The organism is Streptomyces sp. NPDC001914 (genome assembly GCF_042891215.1).
GTDB lineage: Bacteria > Actinomycetota > Actinomycetes > Streptomycetales > Streptomycetaceae > Streptomyces.
On the sequence record NZ_JBIASW010000004.1, the window covers coordinates 87,512 to 106,480 of the forward strand.

18 protein-coding genes are annotated in these 18,969 nt (G+C 71.8%); 10 read left to right on the forward strand and 8 right to left on the reverse strand.

The window, feature by feature from the left end; translation table 11 throughout:
- Window positions 1–47 precede the first annotated feature (47 nt).
- The 5 genes from ACFYYF_RS12980 to ACFYYF_RS13000 all read left to right on the forward strand — a co-directional run bounded on the left by ACFYYF_RS12980 (window position 48) and on the right by ACFYYF_RS13000 (window position 4,405).
- Window positions 48–590, forward strand: coding sequence for a hypothetical protein (locus ACFYYF_RS12980; protein WP_388774607.1), 543 nt, complete (start codon window positions 48–50; stop codon window positions 588–590).
- Between the two features lie 159 nt (window positions 591–749).
- The gene (locus tag ACFYYF_RS12985) at window positions 750–1,367 is read left to right on the forward strand and encodes a VOC family protein (RefSeq protein ID WP_388774610.1); all 618 of its coding nucleotides are present in this window, start codon (window positions 750–752) and stop codon (window positions 1,365–1,367) included.
- A gap of 37 nt (window positions 1,368–1,404) precedes the next feature.
- Window positions 1,405–3,066 carry an FAD-dependent oxidoreductase gene (locus ACFYYF_RS12990; RefSeq protein WP_388774612.1) on the forward strand — a complete coding sequence of 554 codons (1,662 nt, stop codon included), beginning with the start codon at window positions 1,405–1,407 and terminating at the stop codon, window positions 3,064–3,066.
- 232 nt (window positions 3,067–3,298) lie between these two features.
- Entirely contained in the window at window positions 3,299–3,721 is a 423-nt protein-coding gene (locus tag ACFYYF_RS12995) for a hypothetical protein (RefSeq protein WP_388774615.1), read from the forward strand.
- Window positions 3,722–3,796: 75 nt separating this feature from the next.
- On the forward strand, window positions 3,797–4,405 hold the full coding sequence (locus ACFYYF_RS13000) for a GPP34 family phosphoprotein (protein ID WP_388774617.1): 609 nt from the start codon (window positions 3,797–3,799) through the stop codon (window positions 4,403–4,405).
- Between the two features lie 13 nt (window positions 4,406–4,418).
- Here the strand turns inward: ACFYYF_RS13000 and ACFYYF_RS13005 are convergent, their stop codons facing one another.
- The 8 genes from ACFYYF_RS13005 to ACFYYF_RS13040 all read right to left on the reverse strand — a co-directional run bounded on the left by ACFYYF_RS13005 (window position 4,419) and on the right by ACFYYF_RS13040 (window position 13,951).
- On the reverse strand, window positions 4,419–5,480 hold the full coding sequence (locus tag ACFYYF_RS13005; RefSeq protein ID WP_388774620.1) for a GNAT family N-acetyltransferase: 1,062 nt from the start codon (window positions 5,478–5,480) through the stop codon (window positions 4,419–4,421).
- Window positions 5,477–7,360 (reverse strand): DUF4910 domain-containing protein, encoded by a 1,884-nt coding sequence (locus tag ACFYYF_RS13010; protein ID WP_388774622.1) that lies wholly within the window; start codon window positions 7,358–7,360, stop codon window positions 5,477–5,479. The genes ACFYYF_RS13005 and ACFYYF_RS13010 overlap by 4 nt, the downstream gene beginning before the upstream one ends.
- Window positions 7,350–9,401 (reverse strand): aminotransferase class I/II-fold pyridoxal phosphate-dependent enzyme, encoded by a 2,052-nt coding sequence (locus ACFYYF_RS13015; RefSeq protein WP_388774625.1) that lies wholly within the window; start codon window positions 9,399–9,401, stop codon window positions 7,350–7,352. Before ACFYYF_RS13015 ends, ACFYYF_RS13010 begins: the two co-directional genes overlap by 11 nt.
- Window positions 9,398–10,618 (reverse strand): hypothetical protein, encoded by a 1,221-nt coding sequence (locus tag ACFYYF_RS13020; protein ID WP_388774627.1) that lies wholly within the window; start codon window positions 10,616–10,618, stop codon window positions 9,398–9,400. The genes ACFYYF_RS13015 and ACFYYF_RS13020 overlap by 4 nt, the downstream gene beginning before the upstream one ends.
- Before the next feature lie 35 nt (window positions 10,619–10,653).
- A complete protein-coding gene (locus ACFYYF_RS13025; protein ID WP_388774630.1) occupies window positions 10,654–11,733 on the reverse strand; it encodes an alkaline phosphatase family protein in 1,080 nt (359 codons plus the stop codon).
- Between the two features lie 50 nt (window positions 11,734–11,783).
- Window positions 11,784–11,957, reverse strand: a complete 174-nt coding sequence (locus tag ACFYYF_RS13030) for a hypothetical protein (RefSeq protein WP_388774633.1) — start codon at window positions 11,955–11,957, stop codon at window positions 11,784–11,786.
- A gap of 208 nt (window positions 11,958–12,165) precedes the next feature.
- Window positions 12,166–12,978: a metallophosphoesterase family protein gene (locus ACFYYF_RS13035; RefSeq protein WP_388774635.1), complete on the reverse strand. Its 813-nt coding sequence runs from the start codon at window positions 12,976–12,978 to the stop codon at window positions 12,166–12,168.
- Window positions 12,979–13,069: 91 nt separating this feature from the next.
- Window positions 13,070–13,951: a nucleoside-diphosphate kinase gene (locus ACFYYF_RS13040; protein WP_388774638.1), complete on the reverse strand. Its 882-nt coding sequence runs from the start codon at window positions 13,949–13,951 to the stop codon at window positions 13,070–13,072.
- A 434-nt stretch (window positions 13,952–14,385) separates the two neighbouring features.
- Here ACFYYF_RS13040 and ACFYYF_RS13045 point away from each other — a divergent pair, with 434 nt between their 5' ends.
- Genes ACFYYF_RS13045 through ACFYYF_RS13065 form a run of 5 tightly spaced genes read left to right on the forward strand, consistent with a single transcriptional unit; the run spans window position 14,386 to window position 18,969 of the window.
- Window positions 14,386–15,681, forward strand: a complete 1,296-nt coding sequence (locus ACFYYF_RS13045) for a nucleotidyltransferase family protein (RefSeq protein WP_388774641.1) — start codon at window positions 14,386–14,388, stop codon at window positions 15,679–15,681.
- Window positions 15,682–15,739: 58 nt separating this feature from the next.
- On the forward strand, window positions 15,740–16,744 hold the full coding sequence (locus ACFYYF_RS13050; protein WP_388774643.1) for an ABC transporter ATP-binding protein: 1,005 nt from the start codon (window positions 15,740–15,742) through the stop codon (window positions 16,742–16,744).
- The gene (locus tag ACFYYF_RS13055) at window positions 16,741–17,508 is read left to right on the forward strand and encodes an ABC transporter permease (RefSeq protein ID WP_365481337.1); all 768 of its coding nucleotides are present in this window, start codon (window positions 16,741–16,743) and stop codon (window positions 17,506–17,508) included. Before ACFYYF_RS13050 ends, ACFYYF_RS13055 begins: the two co-directional genes overlap by 4 nt.
- Window positions 17,505–18,323: an ABC transporter permease gene (locus ACFYYF_RS13060; protein ID WP_388774645.1), complete on the forward strand. Its 819-nt coding sequence runs from the start codon at window positions 17,505–17,507 to the stop codon at window positions 18,321–18,323. Before ACFYYF_RS13055 ends, ACFYYF_RS13060 begins: the two co-directional genes overlap by 4 nt.
- Window positions 18,324–18,381: 58 nt before the next feature.
- Complete coding sequence (locus ACFYYF_RS13065) at window positions 18,382–18,969, forward strand: histidine phosphatase family protein (protein ID WP_388774647.1); 588 nt, start codon at window positions 18,382–18,384, stop codon at window positions 18,967–18,969.

The following is an 18,969-nucleotide window of genomic DNA, read 5'->3' on the forward strand; positions in this document are numbered from 1 at the left end:
GGACACCGACCCTCCTTCCTGGCCCCGACCGATGAGGAGACTGCTTCATGCGCTCCCCAAGGAATGTGCTGACTCCCCTCGACGCGGTGACGGCCGGCCTGCTGGCCGGGGCGGTGGGAACGGTGTGCCTGGATGCCGTCCACTACCTGAAGTACCGTCGCGAAGGCGGGACGGACAGCCCGCTCGCCTGGGAATTCGCACCGGTCGAGAGCTGGGAGAAGGCTCCGGATCCGGGACAGGTGGCGAAGCGGGTGGTCGAAGGCTTCACTCAGCGCCGGCTTCCCGACGGTTCCGCCTGGCTGACGAGCACCATCGCTCACTGGGCCTACGGATCAGCGGCAGGCGCCGCCTACGGCATCCTGGCCGGATCACTGCCCAGACCTTCCCCCCTGTACGGCGTGCCCTTCGGTGCCGCAGTGTTCGCCGGTGACTACGTCGCCCTGCCGATCGCGGGACTCTACAAGCCGATCTGGAAGTACGACGCCAAGGTGGTGGGCTTGGATCTCGGCGCGCACATCGCGTACGGCACCGGCACCGCGATCGCCTTCTGGCTGCTCACCCGACTCGGTGGCGTCGGCCGGAGACCGTAGGCGGCCTGCCGGCCGATGCCCCTGCGTCCCGCGGCCCCCTCCGACAGCCGGTCCCGCGTGGACCGGGCCGCCGTCCACCGGATCTTCCGGGCGCGGCCCGCGTCAGGCCGTGCAAGTCTCGTCAGGGGGCATCTCGTACGAGCACAGGGAGTGTCAGTCATGGACATGAAACTCGAAGTCGTGGTGGTGCCGGTGTCCGACGTCGACCGGGCCAAGAATTTCTACACAGGCCTGGGCTGGAGACTGGACGCGGACGTCGCCCCGGACGACACCTTCCGGGTGGTGCAGATGACACCGCCGGGCTCGCCGGCGTCGGTCATCTTCGGGACCTCGGTCACGTCCCAGGCACCGGGCTCGGCTCAGGGCCTGCATCTGATCGTGGACGACATCAACGCCGCGTACGACGAGCTGAAGCGGCTCGGCGCCGAGCCGAGCGAGGTGTTCCACGACGCCGGTGGCGTCTTCCACCACGCCGGAACGGACGCCCGCGTGCCGGGACCCGATCCCAAGCGCACGAGCTACGGCTCGTTCCTGTCCTTCAGCGACCCGGACGGCAACGCCTGGTTCCTCCAGGAGATCACCAACCGGCTCCCGGGACGCGTCGACCCCGCGACGACGACGTTCGCCTCCGTGGATGATCTGTCGCGTGCGCTGCAACGTGCCGCGGCCGCGCACGGGGAGCACGAGGCACGCATCGGCGCGGAGGACCCGAAGTGGCCGGACTGGTACGCCCGGTACATGGTGAGTGAGCAGGCCGGGACCGAACTGCCGTTGTGACCGGCGTCCGCGAAACGCGGGCGTGAGGAGGCCCCCCATGGACGACACGGCGCGGGGGCATGAGCAGTGGGCCCCGGTGTCGCGGCTGTCCTCGGAGCAGTTGAAGAAGCTGGCGGCCATCGGTTCGGAACGTCCGGCACCCGCCGGCGAGGTTCTCTTTTCGGCGGGGGACGCGTCCTACGACTTCTTCGTCGTTCTGGAGGGGGCCGCGGAGATCGTCGATCGGCTCGGCGAGCCGGAAGAGCGCCTCGTCGCGGCATACGGCCGTGCGGAGTTTCTGGGCGAGATAGGAATGCTGACCGGCGAGCGCTCCCGTTTCGCCGGCGTCATGAGGACAACGGGCCGATTGCTGCGGGTGCCGCTGCGGCACATCGAAACGATCGTCGCGCAGGACAGTGACCTGAGCGAAGTCATCCTTCGGACGTTCCTCGCGCGACGGGCGAACCTGCTGAGAAGGGGTGCGGGAATCACACTCATCGGTTCCCGCTACGACGAACGGTGCCGCGTCCTGTTGCATTCGTTCTCGCTCAGCAGGACGGCCGTGGAGTGGCTGGACCTCGAGGACCGGCCGGAGGCCGAGGCACTGCTGCGACGGCTCAAGGTGTCCCTGACCGACCTTCCCGTCCTCCTCGTCCCCGGACGGCCGTTGATGCGCAATCCACAGCCGGCCGACATCGCCGCGGAGTTCGGGGAGTCACCGCATCCGGTCGACGATCAAGAGGTGTGCGACCTGCTCGTCGTCGGTGGCGGCCCGGGCGGTCTGGCCGCCGCTGTGTACGGCGCGTCCGAGGGGCTGACGACGGCCCTCATCGACGCCGACGCCTTCGGCGGCCAAGCCGCCACGTCATCGAGAATCGAGAACTACCTGGGATTCCCGGCCGGTCTGTCCGGTGCCGAATTGGCGGCCCGAGGGGCGATCCAGGCCGCGAAGTTCGGCGTGCGGCTTCGTCGGAACGCCCGCGCGGCGGCCTTCGCGAGCGCGGACGGTGTACACACCGTCACCTGCGACGACGGCCGGGCTTTCAGCGCCCGTGACGTCATCATCGCCACCGGTGCCAACCACCGGCGCCTGGCCGTGCCCGGCATCGAGGCCTGGGAGAGCAACGGCATCTACTACGCCGCCACGGTCGTCGAGGCCACGTACACGCGCGGGCGGCCGGTGGCCGTGATCGGCGGCGCGAATTCCGCAGGTCAGGCGGCACTGTTCCTGGCCCGGACGTCCGATCCGGTGTACCTCGTGGTCCGCGGGGACGACCTCGGTCATTCGATGTCCCGGTACCTGATCGACGCGATCGACGCCGAGCCGAGGATCCATGTACGGGTACGGACCGAGGTGGTCGGCATTTCCGCCGATTCCGAGGTGACAGGACTCGACGTGGTGGACCGGACCGGCGGACGCCGCTCCGCCCTGACGGTCGGCGCCGTCTTCGTGTTCATCGGTGTCACGCCCTGCACGGATTGGCTCGACGAGCGGCCGACGATGGATCCCGACGGCTTCCTGCTGACCGGACAGGACGTCGCCGTCCCGGCGGGCCGCCGCATGCCGCTGCCCTTCGAAACCAGCGTGCCCGGCGTGTTCTGCGTCGGCGACGCGCGCAGCGGAAGCGTTAAGCGGGTCGCCGCCGCGGTCGGGGAGGGTTCCGCGGCGGTGCGGCTCATCTTCGATCGACGCAGAGCCGATGGGGTCGACGTCCTGTGACCGCCGGTGCGGTGCCGGATCGGTGGCTGTCCGGTACCGACGCCGGATCCGCGGTCCCGACCGGGTTGCTGGTGCGCCGCGCTGGGCGCAGGTGCATCCTGAAAGGTGAGCGCTCCGGCCGGTGAGCCTGTCCAGCAGGTCTTACGAGGCCTCGGCGGGGCCGGGTGCCCGAACCAGCGTCGGCGCAGCGGAGCCGAACACCCGCGAGGCATCTCGAACCAGGGAGTAGGTCATGCCGTCCCTCCACTTCCACGTGAACTCGTCGATGAGCCCGGGGGAGGTGATGGGCGTGCTGACGAACTTCAGCCCCTCCCGCGTCGAGGAGTGGCCGTCCATCGATGCCGAGCACTTCCAGGTCCACGAGCGGGGCGACACCTGGGCGGAGGTGACCGAGGGGAACGACAAGTCGTGGGAGCGCGCACGCTACGAATGGGACCCCGCGGCGAACAAGGTCACCGTCACCACTCGGGACTCGGTGCCCTTCGGTTCGGGGGGCTGGCAGTTCCAGATGACTCCCACGGACAGCGGCACCCGCGTCGACGTCAGGCTGGAACGGCACCCCCATTCGTTCGCATCGAAGATGAAGTCCTCGATCATTCCCTTCGCCGGTCCGGTGTTCCGCAAGTCCTTCAGGGAACCCCTGCACACCACGTAGTCCTGCGGCACCCGCCCGCCGATCCCGACCGAACGACCGGACGGCCGCATGCGCCAGGTCCGAGGGGAGCCGCTCATGACCACGGCACACGATCTGTTCATCATCGCCCTGGACCTGGAGCAACCCGTGGGGCAGGGTGACCTGTCCCTCGCGCTCGCGGGAGCCGAGCTGATCGACCTCATCGGTGCGGGAGCGGTCGCCGTGGACGGCGATCAGATCCTGCCGGGTGGACTGCCGCCGGGTGACCGGTTCCTGGGCGAGGCCGCGGCCGGTCTCACCCGGCAGGCGCCCCACGAGCGGATCGAGGACTGGCTGTGGCGCCGGGGCCGGGACCTCTCGGCCGCGTACCAGGCCGCCCTGGAGGAGAGCGGTGAGCTGAAGCCGCATCGGAGCGGCCGGTTGTCCTTCGGCTCGAAGACCCTGGAACCGGTCGATACGCCCGCGCGCGACCGTGCGGCCGAGCGCTGGGCGGACAAGGAACCGATCCTGACCGCGCTCGTCGCGGCCCTGGGCACCGACGACGAAGCGTCCGGCGACGGGTCCGACAACGAGAGCGGTCTCGATGACGAGTCCGTGACGATCGTCGTGGCCGCCGTCCACGACGCGGTGATGGAGTTGGAGGCCGTACGCCAGCGACGGGCCATCGAGAACGCGGCCTTCGCCAACGTCTGGCGCGCACCCTGATCCGAGCCTGCTCTCAGGAGAGCAGGGCCCCGGACGGGGCGACGCAGGCGTACAGGCGCAGTGGCTTCATGCCGTGGCGGGTCTTCATGGGCTCGTTGCTGCGGCCGCCCTCGACCCAGCGCTTGCGCCACTCGATGGCCGTACGGATCTCCGTGGCCCACAGCAGGTAGTTCGGGCTGAAGCCGTCTAGGGTGGCGTGGCTGGTGCCGCCCGCCCACATGTGCAGGCGCTCCTCGTCGAGGAGGACGACCGCGGCGGCCAGCGTCTGCCCGCCCCGGTCGACGCGGACGACACGGGCGTTGTCGCCCAAGGCCATCACGAAGTCGGTGAAGGCGCTTTCGGGATACATGCCGGCGCTGTCGTACTTGGCCGCCGTGCGGCGGGTGAGGTCGCCGACCGTGCGCAGGAAGCCGGGGCGGGGTGCCTCGACGGCGGTGGTGACGCCCGCGTCCGCAGCGCGTCGCAGGTACTGGCGGATCGTGCGCCGGGTGCGGGCTCCGAGGCTCGCGAGATAGGAGTCGTACGAGTCGAAGGCGTCGCCCGCCGCACTGTGCAGCGGGAGTTGGAACCGGGTGACGATCGGCGCGACCCGCCATCCCCTGTCCCGGGCGACGTCGAGGACCGGGTCGCCCTCGGGGACGCTGACGAGTCCCGCGGTCGAGGCGCCGTCGGCGGCGGCCAGTTCACGCAGACCGTCCAGCACGGCGCCCAGAACGCGCGCCCGTTGCGTGGGACCGGTCGCCCGTACGGGCACGCGGGTGTCGTAGCAGTACCAGTTGTGCCCGAGGAGCGCCGGACCGTCGGCGTCCTCGATGCCGACGGCACGCAGGAAGCCGTACGGGTCGCCCTGCTTCTGGAGGTAGCACGGCAGCACGGCGAGGGTGCGGCCGGCTTCGGCGACCGTCAGGTAGCGGGCCGCGAGGAACGGACTCAACGGGCTTGTCTGATAGGCCCGTAGGTACGCGGGGGTGTAGTGCACGGGCGCGGTGTCCGCCACGGCGACCTGTTCCCACTGGGCGGTGTCGACCTCGTCGATGGAGTCGGTGACGGTCACGGTGGTGTGCAGTGTGCTCAAGTCTCTTTCCTTCCCCTTCCCTCTGCCCGATCCCCTACCCGGTCTCCTTCCTTCACCCAGCCTGCTCCGGCCATCGCGGCCAGGAACCGTTCGCCGAAGCCCGGCTCCCAGCGGATTCCCGCGTCGAGCTGGGCGGTTCGGACCACGTCCGCCGCTGCTGACACTCCGTCGACGCTCTGTGCCAGCGCCATCGCCGAGGCGTAGAACCGGCCCCGGTCCTCGGCGAGACGGCGTGTGAACCACTGCCGGTCGGTCCCGTCCACGGCTCCCGTCAGGGCGCGGAGGTTGAAGGGGCCCGGCCATGCCCGGCGCAGAGGCGGCCCCTCGTGGTGCTTCACGGGTACGTCGTCCCAGGCCGCGGCGAGGGTGTGGTGCAGACCGTCGAGGAGGGCCGCCTGCCGGCCGAGAACGCCCGGGTCGGCGCCCAGTGGCCGCAAGGTGCCCAAGGCGTCGCGTCCGTAGCGCCGTCGACGGGTCAGCAGGGTCGCGGCGAGCGGGTCGTCGTCGGGAGGGAGACAGGCGGTCATCCGGTGTGCCGTCCAGCGGGTCAGGAGGTGGGCGAGCCGGTCGGCCTCCCGGGCACCGGCCGTCGCGACGACGGCGGCCGCGGACGCGGCGATCGCGGCGGACCTGCGCAGTTCCTGCGGGTCGACCTTGTCGAACGTGTCGGCGCCCGAGTGGTTGAACCGGTCGGGCCAGTGGCCCAGTTGGACGGAGGGGCAGCCGATCGCCCGGTCGGCGAGGACCGCGTGGTCGGAGGCGCCGACGAACGGGGTCGTACGCCAGGCCCATACGTCGCAGCCGACGGCTCCGCTGTAGGAGCGGGCGGCGGCCGGCAGGGCACGGACGCAGGCCTCGACGAGGGCGTTGGCGAAGTGCGGAAGGTACTCCGGGCTGTGCTCGACGATCAGCGGTCCTCCGCAGCGCCGTTGGTCCTGGCCCACCATGTCCAGGTCGACGGCCATCATGGGCAGCGGTCCTCCGCCCTCCTCCACGAGCCGGTGGACGTAGGCGGCGAGTCCCACGAACTCGGGTGCCCAGAGGAACCGGACGGGGCGGCGCAGCGATCGGGCGGCGAGGACCCGGCCGGCCGCGAGGGCGGCCGCGACTCCGGAGGCGTTGTCGTTGGCGCCGGGGGCGGGGTGGCACAGGTGGGCGGTGATCAGGCAGGCGTCGGGCGACAGCGGCGACGGGGCGGCGCCTCGCCCCGGGGTCCGGGCGACGACCACCGGCATCCGGGCGGGGGTGGTGTCGACGTCGACGGCCACGCGGGCACGTTCGCCCCGGCTGTGGGCGCGCAGCAGTGCGTCCATCTGGTCCGGGAGCACACTGAACCCGAACAGGGCGCTGTCGCCGGGCAGTTCGACGCGGCCCGCTCCGCCCTGCCGGCCGGAACCGGTCGTCACGCAGAAGCCGCTCGCCCGTTCGTGGCGCATCCGGGCATGGAGCTTCGCGTCGAGTCGCGCGGCCGACGGGACCAGGACCACCGCGCCCGGCGGCCATCCGTCGTCCTGCGCGCGCACGAGGGGAGCTTCGGTGTGCGCGGCGGCCGAGTGGGCGGCGAGGGCGTACGGCTGGGCGGGATAGTCGACCAGTCCGGGCCGGCCGGGGACCGACAGGTGCGCGGTGTGCGGGGTCCAGGAGGAGGGCGCGGTGAACGTCCACCATGCGGTGCGGCCGTCCGCGGGGAAGTTGAGGACCTCCACCCCGGTCAGCCCGGCGCGCTCGGCCTCGCCCGCCACGAAGTCGGCCGCCGCGGCGATGCCCGCCGATCCCTGGTAGCGGTCCCACTCGGTGAGGCGGGCGACCCAGCACATCGCCTCGTCGGCGTCGATGCCGTCATGGATCCCGGCGACGAGGCCGGCGAGGCTATCGGACATCGGCGAACGCGTCGAGGAAGGCGGCCAGTCGGGCTTCGGAGAGGGGTACGGCGACCTTGTACAGGGGACCGTCACGGCGACCGGAACCGTCGGGTCCGAGCCCCTGTCGGTCGGAGCCATCGCCATCGAGCTCCTGACGACCAGAGCCGTCACGACCGGGATACAGGCGGCCGGAGCCACGGTGACCGGGATCCTCCCCCGGCCTCCCTCCGAACACCGTGCCATGGGCACCCCGCACGCTGTGAACGGTCTCCAGGACAGCGATCTCCTTCACCCGCACCCCGCGCTTCTCCCACACCCCACTCGCGGCCCCGCGCTCCCCGTCGACCGTCACCCACGGCAGACAGCCGGCCCCGTCGGTGACCTTCAGTCCGGCCCGCCGCAGCGTCCTCGCCACGAGCGGTTTCACCTCGGCGATCCTGGTCCGCAGCGCCTCGAAGACATCGCCCTGCCTGAGGAGACGCAGAGCGACGGCCAGACCCGCGCCGCCGGCTCCGAGAGGCGGCGTCGTCTCGCGCAGCCGCCGCGTCAACTCGGGTGCGGCAACGGCGAACCCGACGCGGAGCCCGCCGCAGCAGTACCCCTTCGACATGCTGCGCAGCACGACCAGGTTCGGGTGGTCGGCGACCGCCGGGACACAGCTCGCGCCGGGCCCGGCGTAGACGGCGTACGCCTCGTCGAGGACGACGGTCGTGCCGCACGCACGGGCGGCCTCGGCGATCTCCTCCAGCCGCTCCCTACCGAAGAGGTCTCCGGTGATCGTGGGCCGGTCCAGCACGAGCACCGAGGGAGTGTGCCGGTCGAGATCGGTGGCAAGGTCCTCGAACCGGGTGCTGATCGTCTCGGCCCCGAGGCGGGCGGCCCAGCGGGGCAGGTCCGGGTGGCCGTCGGCCAGACGCAGCACCGGTCCGGGCACGGCCGACGCCGCGCACGCGTGCAGCAGTCCGGTGGCGCCCGCCCCTGCCGTCACCATGTCGGGCCCGAGGTCCAGCCCGAAGTGCTCGGACAGCACGGGTGCGGCCAGGTGCGCCGCGTAGGGGTCCGACAGGGGGTAGGCGCGCGAGAGTTCGGCGAGGCCACCGGCGTCGTACGCGCCGTGGAAGGCGGCGTCGACCCACGGCCGTACGAACTCGAACTCGTCCGGCGACCAGCGCAGATCCAGCAAGGAGGGGGCGGGCTCGTCCAGCGGAGAGGGGCCGGAAGGGGCCTGCGCCGCGTGCCGGGTCCCGCGCGTCCCGTCCCACGCGGTGATGGCCGCCGGGGTGTCCGCCCGGCTCCTGGCGACGAACTGGACATAGCGCGATGTCGCGACGGGCTCACGGCCGAGGGCGAAGTCCGCGTCGACGCGCTCGACGGTGAATCCGGCGCGGATCAGCAGGTCCCGCACCTCGGCGGGCTGGTACATCCGGACGTCGTCGTGGATGACCACCGGCTCCGCGCCACACCGCCGCACCTCGATCTCGCCGGCGCTGCGGCCGGAGGTGGCACGGTAGGTACGACGGAAGTCGGCGCGCAGCCCGTCGGTCTCGAACGTGGCCTCCGGCACGTACTGTCCGGCGATGGCCAGCACGTTGGAGTGGTCGAGGACGAGCAGTCCGCCCGGGACGAGCACCCGGCGGACCTCCTGGAGCAGCCTCAGCTGTTGGGCGTCACTCCCCCACCCGAACGACTGGACGCAGACAACGGCGTCGAACTCGGCCATGGGCCACGGCAGTTCGCGCAGCAGGTCGATGCGCAGCCAGTCGACCCCGACGCCCTCCGCGTCCGCCGCGGCCTCGGCACGTCCGAGCGCCCATTCCCCGGCGTCTGCTCCGGTGACGCCGAAGCCCCGCGCGGCGAGTGCGACGGCGTGGCGGCCGGTGCCGCAGCCCAGGTCCAGGACGCGGCGCCCGGGGGCCGAGGTGTCGAGGACGGCGGCGAGGTAGCCGGTCTCGGCGGCGGTGCGTTCGGGTGTGTACTCGTGGTCGGCGACGGCCCAGAAGTCCTCCCCGAAAAAGGTCAGATACCAGGGTGGCCCGTCCTGCCCGCGGGCATCGCTCATACCGCGTCCGCCCGCAACGCCTCCTGCCGGTGCAGGAATCCGCACACGTCGCACAGGCCCGCGGGGTTGGCCACACCCTCTTGGAGCACATACCGGCCCTCGCATACCCGGCACAGGTCGTCGACGAGGGGAAGGAGGGTGCGCTGGACGTTCTCGAAGGCGTTGAAAAGGTAGTAGTCGATGCCGGGCCACAGGTCGTAGAGGTGGTCGGCCACGGCGTAGGCGAGGGAGCGTTCGTCGGAACCCGTGGTGAACCGGCCCGGTGCTCCCTGCCGGTTGAGACCGGGCGCGACGAGCTCCAGGTAAAGGGTGAGTTCCTTCTTGGTGATGCGGTAGAGCGGGAACACGTACCGCAGGGAGCCGAGTTCACGGACCGGGATGCCGCCCATCCGGTAGCCGGTGGTGAACCAGGTGACCATGCTGGCCACCAGGTCGTCGGCGTTGAAGCCGAACGCGACGACCGGAGCACCCCGGCGTTCGGCTTCCTGTTCCAGCATGCGGCGCAGCACCTGGTGGCCGATGACCATGTTCATGTTGCGGTGCTCGCCCGCCACGACCTTGTTCATGACGTCCACGAACGGCTCGCGCAGTTTGAACACCTCGGCCACGTCGTCGGCGGTGACGACGACGTGGTCCACTCCGAGGCCCGCGCAGGCGTCGAGCGCGGTCTGGAAGGTGGCGGGTTCGTCCCAGTCGGGCAGGCCGGTGATGGTCACCGCGGTCATGTCGACCTCGGGCCACCGGCCGCGGGTGCGTTCGAGGAGCTTGAGGTAGGCGACGCTGTCCCGGCCGCCGGAGAGCCCGATGACGACCCGGTCCCCCGCCCTCATGGTGGCGCCGGCGGCGATGCTCTGGACGAACGTCTCCTCCACGTACGTCACGAAGGTCTCGGCGGTGAACTGCTCGGTGCGCCGCTCCAGGGTGCCGCCGTGGTCGAAGAGGACGGACTTGGTGTAGACGGGGTCGGGCGCGGCGTAGACGTGCTCCTTGGGCCGGCGCAGCACGTCGAGGTCGTAGTGGCGCACCTGGCGCACTTCGATGATGTCGTCGGCGCCGACGACGGCGGTGGTCTCCGGGATCACCTCCCCGTCGCGATGGGCGAGCACGGCGTTCGCCGGGATTCCGTGGAGGCGCAGCACGTCCAGGAGAGGCTGTCCCGGTGTCGCGTGCAGGGTCTCCGAACCACCGGTCTTGTTGCGGAACACGACCGTGCTCACGGGTTCTCCTATCGTGTCGTGTGGTTCCGGGGAGGTCAGTGCAGGGCGGGTTGTGGTGCGGGGTTCCAGGCGGCCAGGGGTACGAGCGTCTCGCCGTCGGAGACGGATCCGTGTTCCCAGGTCACCGTGGGGTCGGGGACGGGAAAGTGCGGGGAGGTGGCCAGCGCGACCACTTCGCCGATGCGGGCGCGGACGACGGGTGTCGCGGGCAGCAGTCCCCGTGCGTGGAGCTCGTCCGGGGTGAGGACGAGGGCGTGGTCCCCGAGCGTGTCGCGCAGTGCGTCGGCCACCGTCTCCTCGTGTCCGGGGTGCGGGTGGAGCCAGCGGACGCGGCCGGCGCCGCCGCCGGGCATGCGGCAGTGGGCGGGGGCGTCGAGGCGCGCCCACGCTGCGGCGAGGGCCGGGTCGGGGGTCACCTCCACCTGGCCGTGGTCGGCGTGGGCGAGGACGCTCCAGCCGGCGTCGGCCCAGCGGGCGGCGGCCGTGTCGAGCAGCAGCAGTGCCTCGCGCAGCCGGGCGTCGTAGCCGCAGCGGTGGATGTGGTCGTCGAGGTTCACGTAGGCCCACACCAGGGGCGGGGCGTCGTAGGCGCGCAGAAGGACGGCCCCGACCTCGCGCACGGTCCGCTCGGCCACGCTCACCGGGTCGACGGCGAGGGGCCCGGTGGCGGCCGGTGACGGCACGATCCGGGCGCCGTGCAGCAGGGCGTCCACCCACGGGCCGGTCAGCCGCTCCAGTTCGGCGCCGATCGCGAGCGCGGGGCGGCCCGAGGCGACCGCGTGGTCGAAGAGGGTCGGCCTCGCGTGCAGCAGCGCGTCGCCGGGTGCGCGGCGGTCTCCGAAGGCGTGGGTGTCCCCGGTGACGAGGTGGGTGACCCGGTCGGCTCCGGGGGCGCGGTAGACCATGCCGACGGCGCCGTGGACGCCGGGATCGGTGCCGGTGACCGCGGTGAGCCAGGCTGTCGTCGACGTGCTCGGGAAGGTGGAGCGCAGTGGCCGGATGTACGCGTGGCCGAACGCGGACTCGGCCACTTCGAGCGACAGGCCGTCGACCGCCAGGACGCACAGTCCCCGAGGAGCGGCGCGCAGGGTGCCCGCGACGACTTCGGTGATCACGCGCAGGTCGGCGGACGCTGTCGACTGTCCGCCGACGCGCGACGCCGTGCTCAGAAGTTCGGCACGCAGTCGGTGCAGGTGGTGCGGAACTTGACGATGTGCGCGGCCTGCCGGTCCGTGATCATGCGCTCGACCAGGCGGGGCAGCAGCATGACGGGCGCCGGGGTCGACGTCCGCGCCGCCTCGGTGGGGGCTTTCGCGGTGGGAAGTGGAGCTGTTTGCATGGATTCCTCCTGCCGGGAACGGTGCCAGAGAAACGCGCCAAACAACTTGCCAATTTGCATGGACAGGTCAGCACACAGCGCGCTCGCATGTCAACGCCATGCCGGAGATCAATCGTCGGCGCGCCTTTTGTTACTCGCATTCGACGGAACGAAGAATTCCGTCGACGGTGCGGTAACGGTCCCCAAAAGGGTGATCACGGCGTTCTGATCAATTCACGAAGATCAGCCTTTCCGCTTCCTCCACGATCTTTTCGGGATCGGGCGCGTTCGACAAAGTGTCCGCGTAGCGGTCAGCGTCCGGGTCGGCGACGCGACGGGCGCGCGCCACTGCGTCCTCGACGTCGTAGCGCGTGGTCCTGAGGCCGACGTCCGGGCCCAGCAACGCCCAGTACGCGGTGCCCGGTTCACCCGTGTGGTACGGCAGGCCGACGCTGCCCGGGTTGACGCTGCGCAGGCCCGCCACCGCGCGGTCGAACTGGAGGTGGGAGTGTCCGGTGACCAGGACGCGCGCGTCGATGGCGGCCGACAGCTCGGCGAACCGCTCCGGCGGAGTCCCCGGTGTGACCAGTTCGTGGTCGCTGCGCGGCGAACCATGGCAGAAGTGCACGGGTCCGAGTCCGTCGATCTCGACGACGACCCCGAAGGGGAGCCGGTCGAGGAAGGCGATGGCCTCGGGCGAGTGCTGCGCGGCGATCCACGACTGACGCGGGGTGTCGGCGGTCCGCGCGGCCGTGCCGATCTGTGCGGCGTACCGGTCGGCGTTGCCCCGCAGGCACAGCGCGCGTTCACCCAGCGCGACGATCCGTTCGTACGTCTCCTGCGGCTGCGGTCCCCAGGTCAGGTCGCCGCACAGGACGACGAAGTCGGCGGTGGCGACGTCCGGTTCGGCGAGCACCGCGTCGAAGGCGGGGATGTTGGCGTGCACATCGGAGAGCACGGCGACACGGGCGGCCGGCCCGTACCGGCGTACCGGTCCCTCCCAGTGCGCGGGACCGTGCAGTTCGACGTCGGCGTCGGTCATCGGGGGCGTTCCTCCTGGTGGCTCGGGGTTCTCGGTCGTTCTGGGGTCGTGCGTCCCAGGGGGAGGGCCGGGCCGGCACCTGGGCGGGTGTTCAACGGTCCGCCGCCGCGGTGGCCGGCGGTACGGTGGGGCGGGTCGTGCGGGGGTGGCCGAGGCGTGTGCCGGGTGGCGGTCCGATCAGTGGTCGCCCTTCGGAGGGCAGGCCCTCCACCAGCTCCGCGGCGATCACGATGCGGTCCCACAGCGGCAGCCCGTCCGTGTCCGCCGCGAGCCGTTCCACCCGCGCGAGCAGCGATTCCGTGGCGGCCGGACGGCGCGAGGTGCCATCTGAGGACTCGGGCCAGGAGGAAGTGTCCGACGGCACGGTCCGGGTGAGAGAGTGGGCCGGGTGAGCGGCGTACAACTCTCCCGCCAGTGCCACCGGTTCGGCCGCTCCGCTCGGCGACACGTCCGCGGCGAGCAGGGTGAGCGCCCGTTCCCGCCGCCGGGGCAGCAGGACGCCCGCCTCACGGATCAGGTCGGCTGGATCGTCGGGGGCGTGCAGGAAGTTGAGGCACATCAGCTCGCATCCGAGCGCCCCGCGCAGCGAACCGCCGTCCACCGAGCGGTTCTTGGACGACCCCTTCAGCTCGGCGAGCCGTTCCGCCGCGGTCGTCCCGGTGCGCTCGGGACCCCGGGTGTCGCGGAGCGCGACGAAGAGGCAGGGCGGTCCCGACTCGAGGATCATGTCCACGGCCCGGATGACCGCCAGGGGCGCCGCGTTGATCTGGTAGCGCCACAGCTCCCGGCACACCCGCGCGTCGACCCGCACGGTCAGGGCGCCGAGGGGTTCGAAGCCGTGCCCTTCCAGGAAGGCCAGCGCGGGCTCGACCCGCCGGCCGACGACGGCGTCCGGCTTGAACATCACGAAAGTCGACCGCAGCAGTGCGCGGTGCGCCCTTTCCGTCTCCCAGCCGTCCAGTAAAGCCGCCATTTCCCGGAAATAGACGTCATCGGGATAGGTGAGGCGCCTTACCGGATCATGCGTCAGGGGAGCCCTCAACCACGCGTGGACCGTCATGCTCCTCCGGCATTCCGCTTGTCCGCCGGGCCCGGGACGGCACCCCGCGGCACGCCAAGTCCGCTGTATGCAAAGCAAGTTGCATCATTGTCATGCACCATTCGAGGGCAATACGCTGAGGCTACTTTCCATGACCGACCACATCAAGGAGGGTCCCATGAGTGTCGCCTTCAAGCAGGTCAAGGTCCGCCCGAAGCCGGGCAAGTAGTCGTCCCTCGAATGCGATCGGGATCCGGATCCGGGCCTGCTCGCCCTCCAGCGGTCCTGATCGCATTCCTCCTCGGCCACCGCGGAGTCCCCCGGTCCCGGGGTCCCGTCCACCTTCACGCACCGGGGCGGAGCCGGCGTTGACTGACGCACCGACCGGAACGGCGAGGGACGTGGAGGTGTCGGCGGCGACCGTCCTCGCCCTGCTCGACAACGGGCCGACGGCGTCGCGCGAGGCCGTGTTGCGCACCGCCCGCGACGGACGCCACAAACTCGCCGCGACCCTGCTGAGCCTGTGGGCCGAGGAGGGTGAAGCCCTCACCGAGGCGGAGACGACCGAACTGCGCCTGCACCGGGAACGCGTCGACCACTACCGCGCCGTCTGGTCCAGGCTGCGGACGGCGGCGCCCGGCGCCTCCCTCCTCAAGGGCATGACGATCGCGAGCCTCTATCCGCCGGGGGTCCTCCGCGCGGCCGGAGACCTCGACGTCGTCTGCCCCGGGCACGAGGATCTGTGGAGCTGCGCCCATGAACTGGCCGCTACGGGCTGGGAGTTGGCGGCCTTCACGGTGAGTCCCGCCCGGACCGGCGACTCCGTGCCCCTGCACCTGGGAGCCGAGTTCCGCAGCCCGGCACCCGAGCCCTCCCCCGACCCCTACGCCGTCGGCCTGTTCACCGCGGAGATCGTGACCGAGGTGCGTGCCCCGGCCTGGCAGCTCAGCCGCCCCTCCCGCTCCCCGCTGGCCCTCTGCGCGGTCGCCCTGGTGGCGGAACGCTGGGAGCGCCCCTTCCGCAGCCGTGACCTGCTCGACCTGGCGCTGCTGCTCCAGCACCTCGACGACACGGGCGTACGGCAGTTGCGCACCGACCTGGCCAGGACCGGGTTGTGGCCGGAATGGCGGGAGGCCCTGCGCGCCATGGCCCGGATGGGCTGGCGCCTCTCCGTGACGCTGCCGCACACCCGGACGGCCGCGGTACGCGCCCGGCTGCTGCGGGCGGTCCGCGCCGCGGCACGCTGGAGCAGCCCCGTCCGGGCGCCCGCGCTCATCGCGCAGGCGGGCATCGAGGGCGAGGGCGGCCGCCTCGCCGAACTGGCCTCGGACCTCGCCCACCGCGGCATCGGCGCCCGGCGGTTGCTCGGAGCGGGACTCCCGCTGTTCGGCGTACCCGTGGACGGCAAGCCGGCCGAACGGCTGCGTCTCGACGACGTCGGGCGTCATCTCGTCGCCCGGACCCCGCTGGGCTCGTTCCTGCTGGTGTCCGGTGCCGCCCGGCGGGAATGGCTCGACGAGGCGGCGGGCGGCGGGCAGGCCGCCGGAGGGCCCGGCACCGACCCGGTCGTCGTGCGGCCCGGCGGTGGCCGGGCCTCCGATGAGCACGGTGCCGACCGGGCGACCACGGAGCCCGGCTCGACGTCCGCGGGGTCCGGCACGTGATCCTCCCGTGCCGGCCGGCAGACACCAGTCCGACGACCCCCAGGGGAACGGGAGCGTGATGACGGACAGCGGAAGCGGCGGAGGCGGCGACGCCCGACCGGGCGACGGCGGACCGGCCGTCGAGACGAGCGGGTTGCGGCGGGAGTACCGCACACGACGCGGCCCGGCCGTCGTCGCGCTCGACGACGTCTCGGTCACCGTGGAGCAGGGTGAGGTGCACGGACTCCTCGGGCCCAACGGAGCGGGCAAGAGCACCCTGATGAAGATCCTCTCCACGGTGCTGCTGCCGACCTCGGGAACCGGCCGGGTGCTCGGGTACGACCTGGCGACCGAACACCGTCGCATTCGACCCCTGCTCGGAATCGTCTTCGGCGGCGAACGAGGCCTCTATCCACGCCTGACCGCACGTCAGAATCTGCGCTACTGGGCCGCCTTGTACGGCCTGACGACCCGGAACGGTGCGGCCCGCACCGACGCGCTGCTCGACGAACTCGGGCTCGCCGAGCGCGCCGACGACCGGGTCGAGACCTTCTCCGTGGGCATGCGCCAGCGGCTCCACCTCGCGCGCGGCATCATCGGCGACCCCCGCGTCCTGCTCCTCGACGAACCGACCAACGGCCTGGACCCGCTGGCCGCACGGCAGTTGCGCGAACTCATCCGGCGGCTGGCCGGCGAGGGACGGACCGTGCTGCTCGCCACGCACGACCTTTCGGAGGCCGAAGTGCTCTGCGACCGCGTCACCATGATCAACCACGGACGGGTGGTCGCCGCGGAGGCACCGAGGACGCTCGCCCGGCTCGTCGCCCGCCAGGAGCGTGTCCGGATCCGCGCCGAGGAACCCCTGGTCGCCGAGGTGCGCGCGCTCCCGGGCATCCTCGGCGCGGAGCCCTCCGACGACGGGACCACGCTCGTCACGGTGGAGGACAAGGAAGCCGTGGGCCGCGTGCTCGCCTTCGTCGTCGAGCGGGGTGTGACCGAGGTCCGCACCGAACTGCCCGGCCTGGAGGAGGTCTACCTGCGACTCGTGCACCGCAACGAGACACGCAGTGTGGTGAACCGGTGAGCCTGCTCGCGGCGGCCGGCCGGTTCCAAGGACGCCTGGTGCTCACCCACCGCGACTACCTCATCGACCTGGTGCGCACGCCGCTGCTCGCCGCGGTGTTCCTGCTCCTGATCCGGCACAACGAGCGTCCGGACCTCCTCGCCAACGGTCTGCTCGCCCCCGTGTTGATGGGCGTGTGGAGCATGGCCATGCTGATCTCCGGGGAGGTCGTGGACAACGACCGCTGGCTCGGCACGCTGGAGCTCCAGATCGCCGCGCCGGTCGACTTCGCCCGGGTGGTCCTGAGCAGGGTCTGGGTGAGCACCGCGATCAGCCTGCTGACGGTGCTGGAGGTCGCCGCCGTCGCGGTCCTCGGCTTCGGCACCGTTCCCCGCGTACCGCATCCCGGCGTCTTCGTCCTGGCCCTCCTGGCCACCGCCGTCGCCACCGCGGGAACCGCCACGCTGATGGCCGCGCTGTTCGTCGCGACCCGTACGGCCCGTACCTTCCAGAACTCCCTGAGCTATCCCGTGCTGCTCCTCGGCGGGGTGTTCACCCCGCTCGACCGGCTGCCGGAGTGGACCCATCCCGTCGGCCGCCTCATCTATCTCTCCTGGAGCTCCGACCTGCTGCGCGACGCGCTCGGTCCGGCGGCGGTCACCTCCGTCGGGTGGCGCACCGGCGTCGTCCTCGGGCTCGGGCTCCTCACCGGGGCGGGCGGACGGCTCCTTCTCGGCAGGGTCGTACGGCTCGTACGCGAGAACGGGACGGTGGGGCTGCGATGAGCCGGACCGCCGACGGCCTCCGGACGGGCCGCCGCACACGAGTGCTGGGCTGGGCGGCACGCGCCGGCGCCGCCGACTACGGCACGGTGTTCACCTGGAAGACCTGGCTGCTCGGCTGGTTCGTCCGGATGCTCGCCCAGGTCCTCTTCTTCGCCACCGTCGGCGATCTGCTCGGGCCGGGGCAGGCCCGCTATCTCCTGGTCGGCAACGCGGTGGCGCTCGTCGCGCTGCACGGCATGTTCGCGACCGCGTCCACCACGTGGGAGCTCCAGAACGGCACCCTTCCCCTGCTGGTCGCCTCGCCCAGCAACCCGGCGCTCGTCCTGGTCGGGCGGAGCCTCTTCTGGCTGCCGGACGGGGTGGCCTGCGGACTGGGCGCCGTCCTCCTCCTCGGTCCGGTGGCGGGACTGAGTCTGAGCGTGGCATCGGTGGCTCTGGTCTCCGCCCTGCTCGTCCTCGTGGCGGTGACGAGCTACTGCCTGGGTCTCTTCCTCGGTTCACTGGTACTGACGGCCGTCGACCTGCGCAATGTCGTGTCCAACGCGGCGTTCACGGTGATGCTGATCGTCTGCGGCCCCGAGGTGCCGTCGGACGCCGTCGGCCCCGCCCTCGCCGGGTTCGGCCAGGTCCTGCCCCTCACCCACGGCTTGCTGGCGATCCGTGAGGTACTGGCGGGCGAGGCGGACGCGCACACCGCCGCACTGGCCGCCTGGGAGACGCTGATCGGCGCGTGCTGGCTGGCGGCGGCACTCGCGGTACTGGGCCTGCGGGCCCGGCGGAGCAGAAGGGACGGGGCGGCCCTGTTCCTGACCTGATCGTCACTTGGCCGGAAGCGTACGGCCGCTTCCTCAAGATCGGATAGCGTGCGCGGCCATGGGCGAACTGATAGTGGTGAGACACGGTCAGACCGAGTGGAGCCTGTCGGGCCGGCACGCGGGTCGCACCGACATCCAGCTGACGGAGGCGGGTGAGGCCACGGCGAGAGCGCTCGCTCCGCGGGTGGCCCGACGCCCCCTGGTCGCGGTGTTCAGCAGCCCGCTGAGCCGTGCCACCCGGACCGCCGAACTGGCGGGCCTGACGGATGTCAGGCCCGATCCGGACCTGGTCGAATGGGACTACGGCGGCTACGAAGGCCTGACGGCGGCGCAGATCCGGGAACGGCGGCCGGGCTGGGACCTGTGGCGGGACGGCGTCGTTCCCGGCGACTCCGGCCATCCGGGCGAGCGGATCGAGCAGGTGGCCGCGCGTACGGACGCGGTGCTGGACCGGATCCGGCCGCTGCTGTGCGACGGGGACGTCGCCGTCGTCGCGCACGGTCATCTGGCGCGCGTACTCGCCGTACGCTGGCTCGGCCTCGACGCCTCCGCCGCCCGTCTGCTCGGTCATCCGCATCCGGGCACGCTCGGATTCCTCGCCACCGAGGACGAGCAGCCGTTCATCGCCGCCTGGAACGTTCCGTAG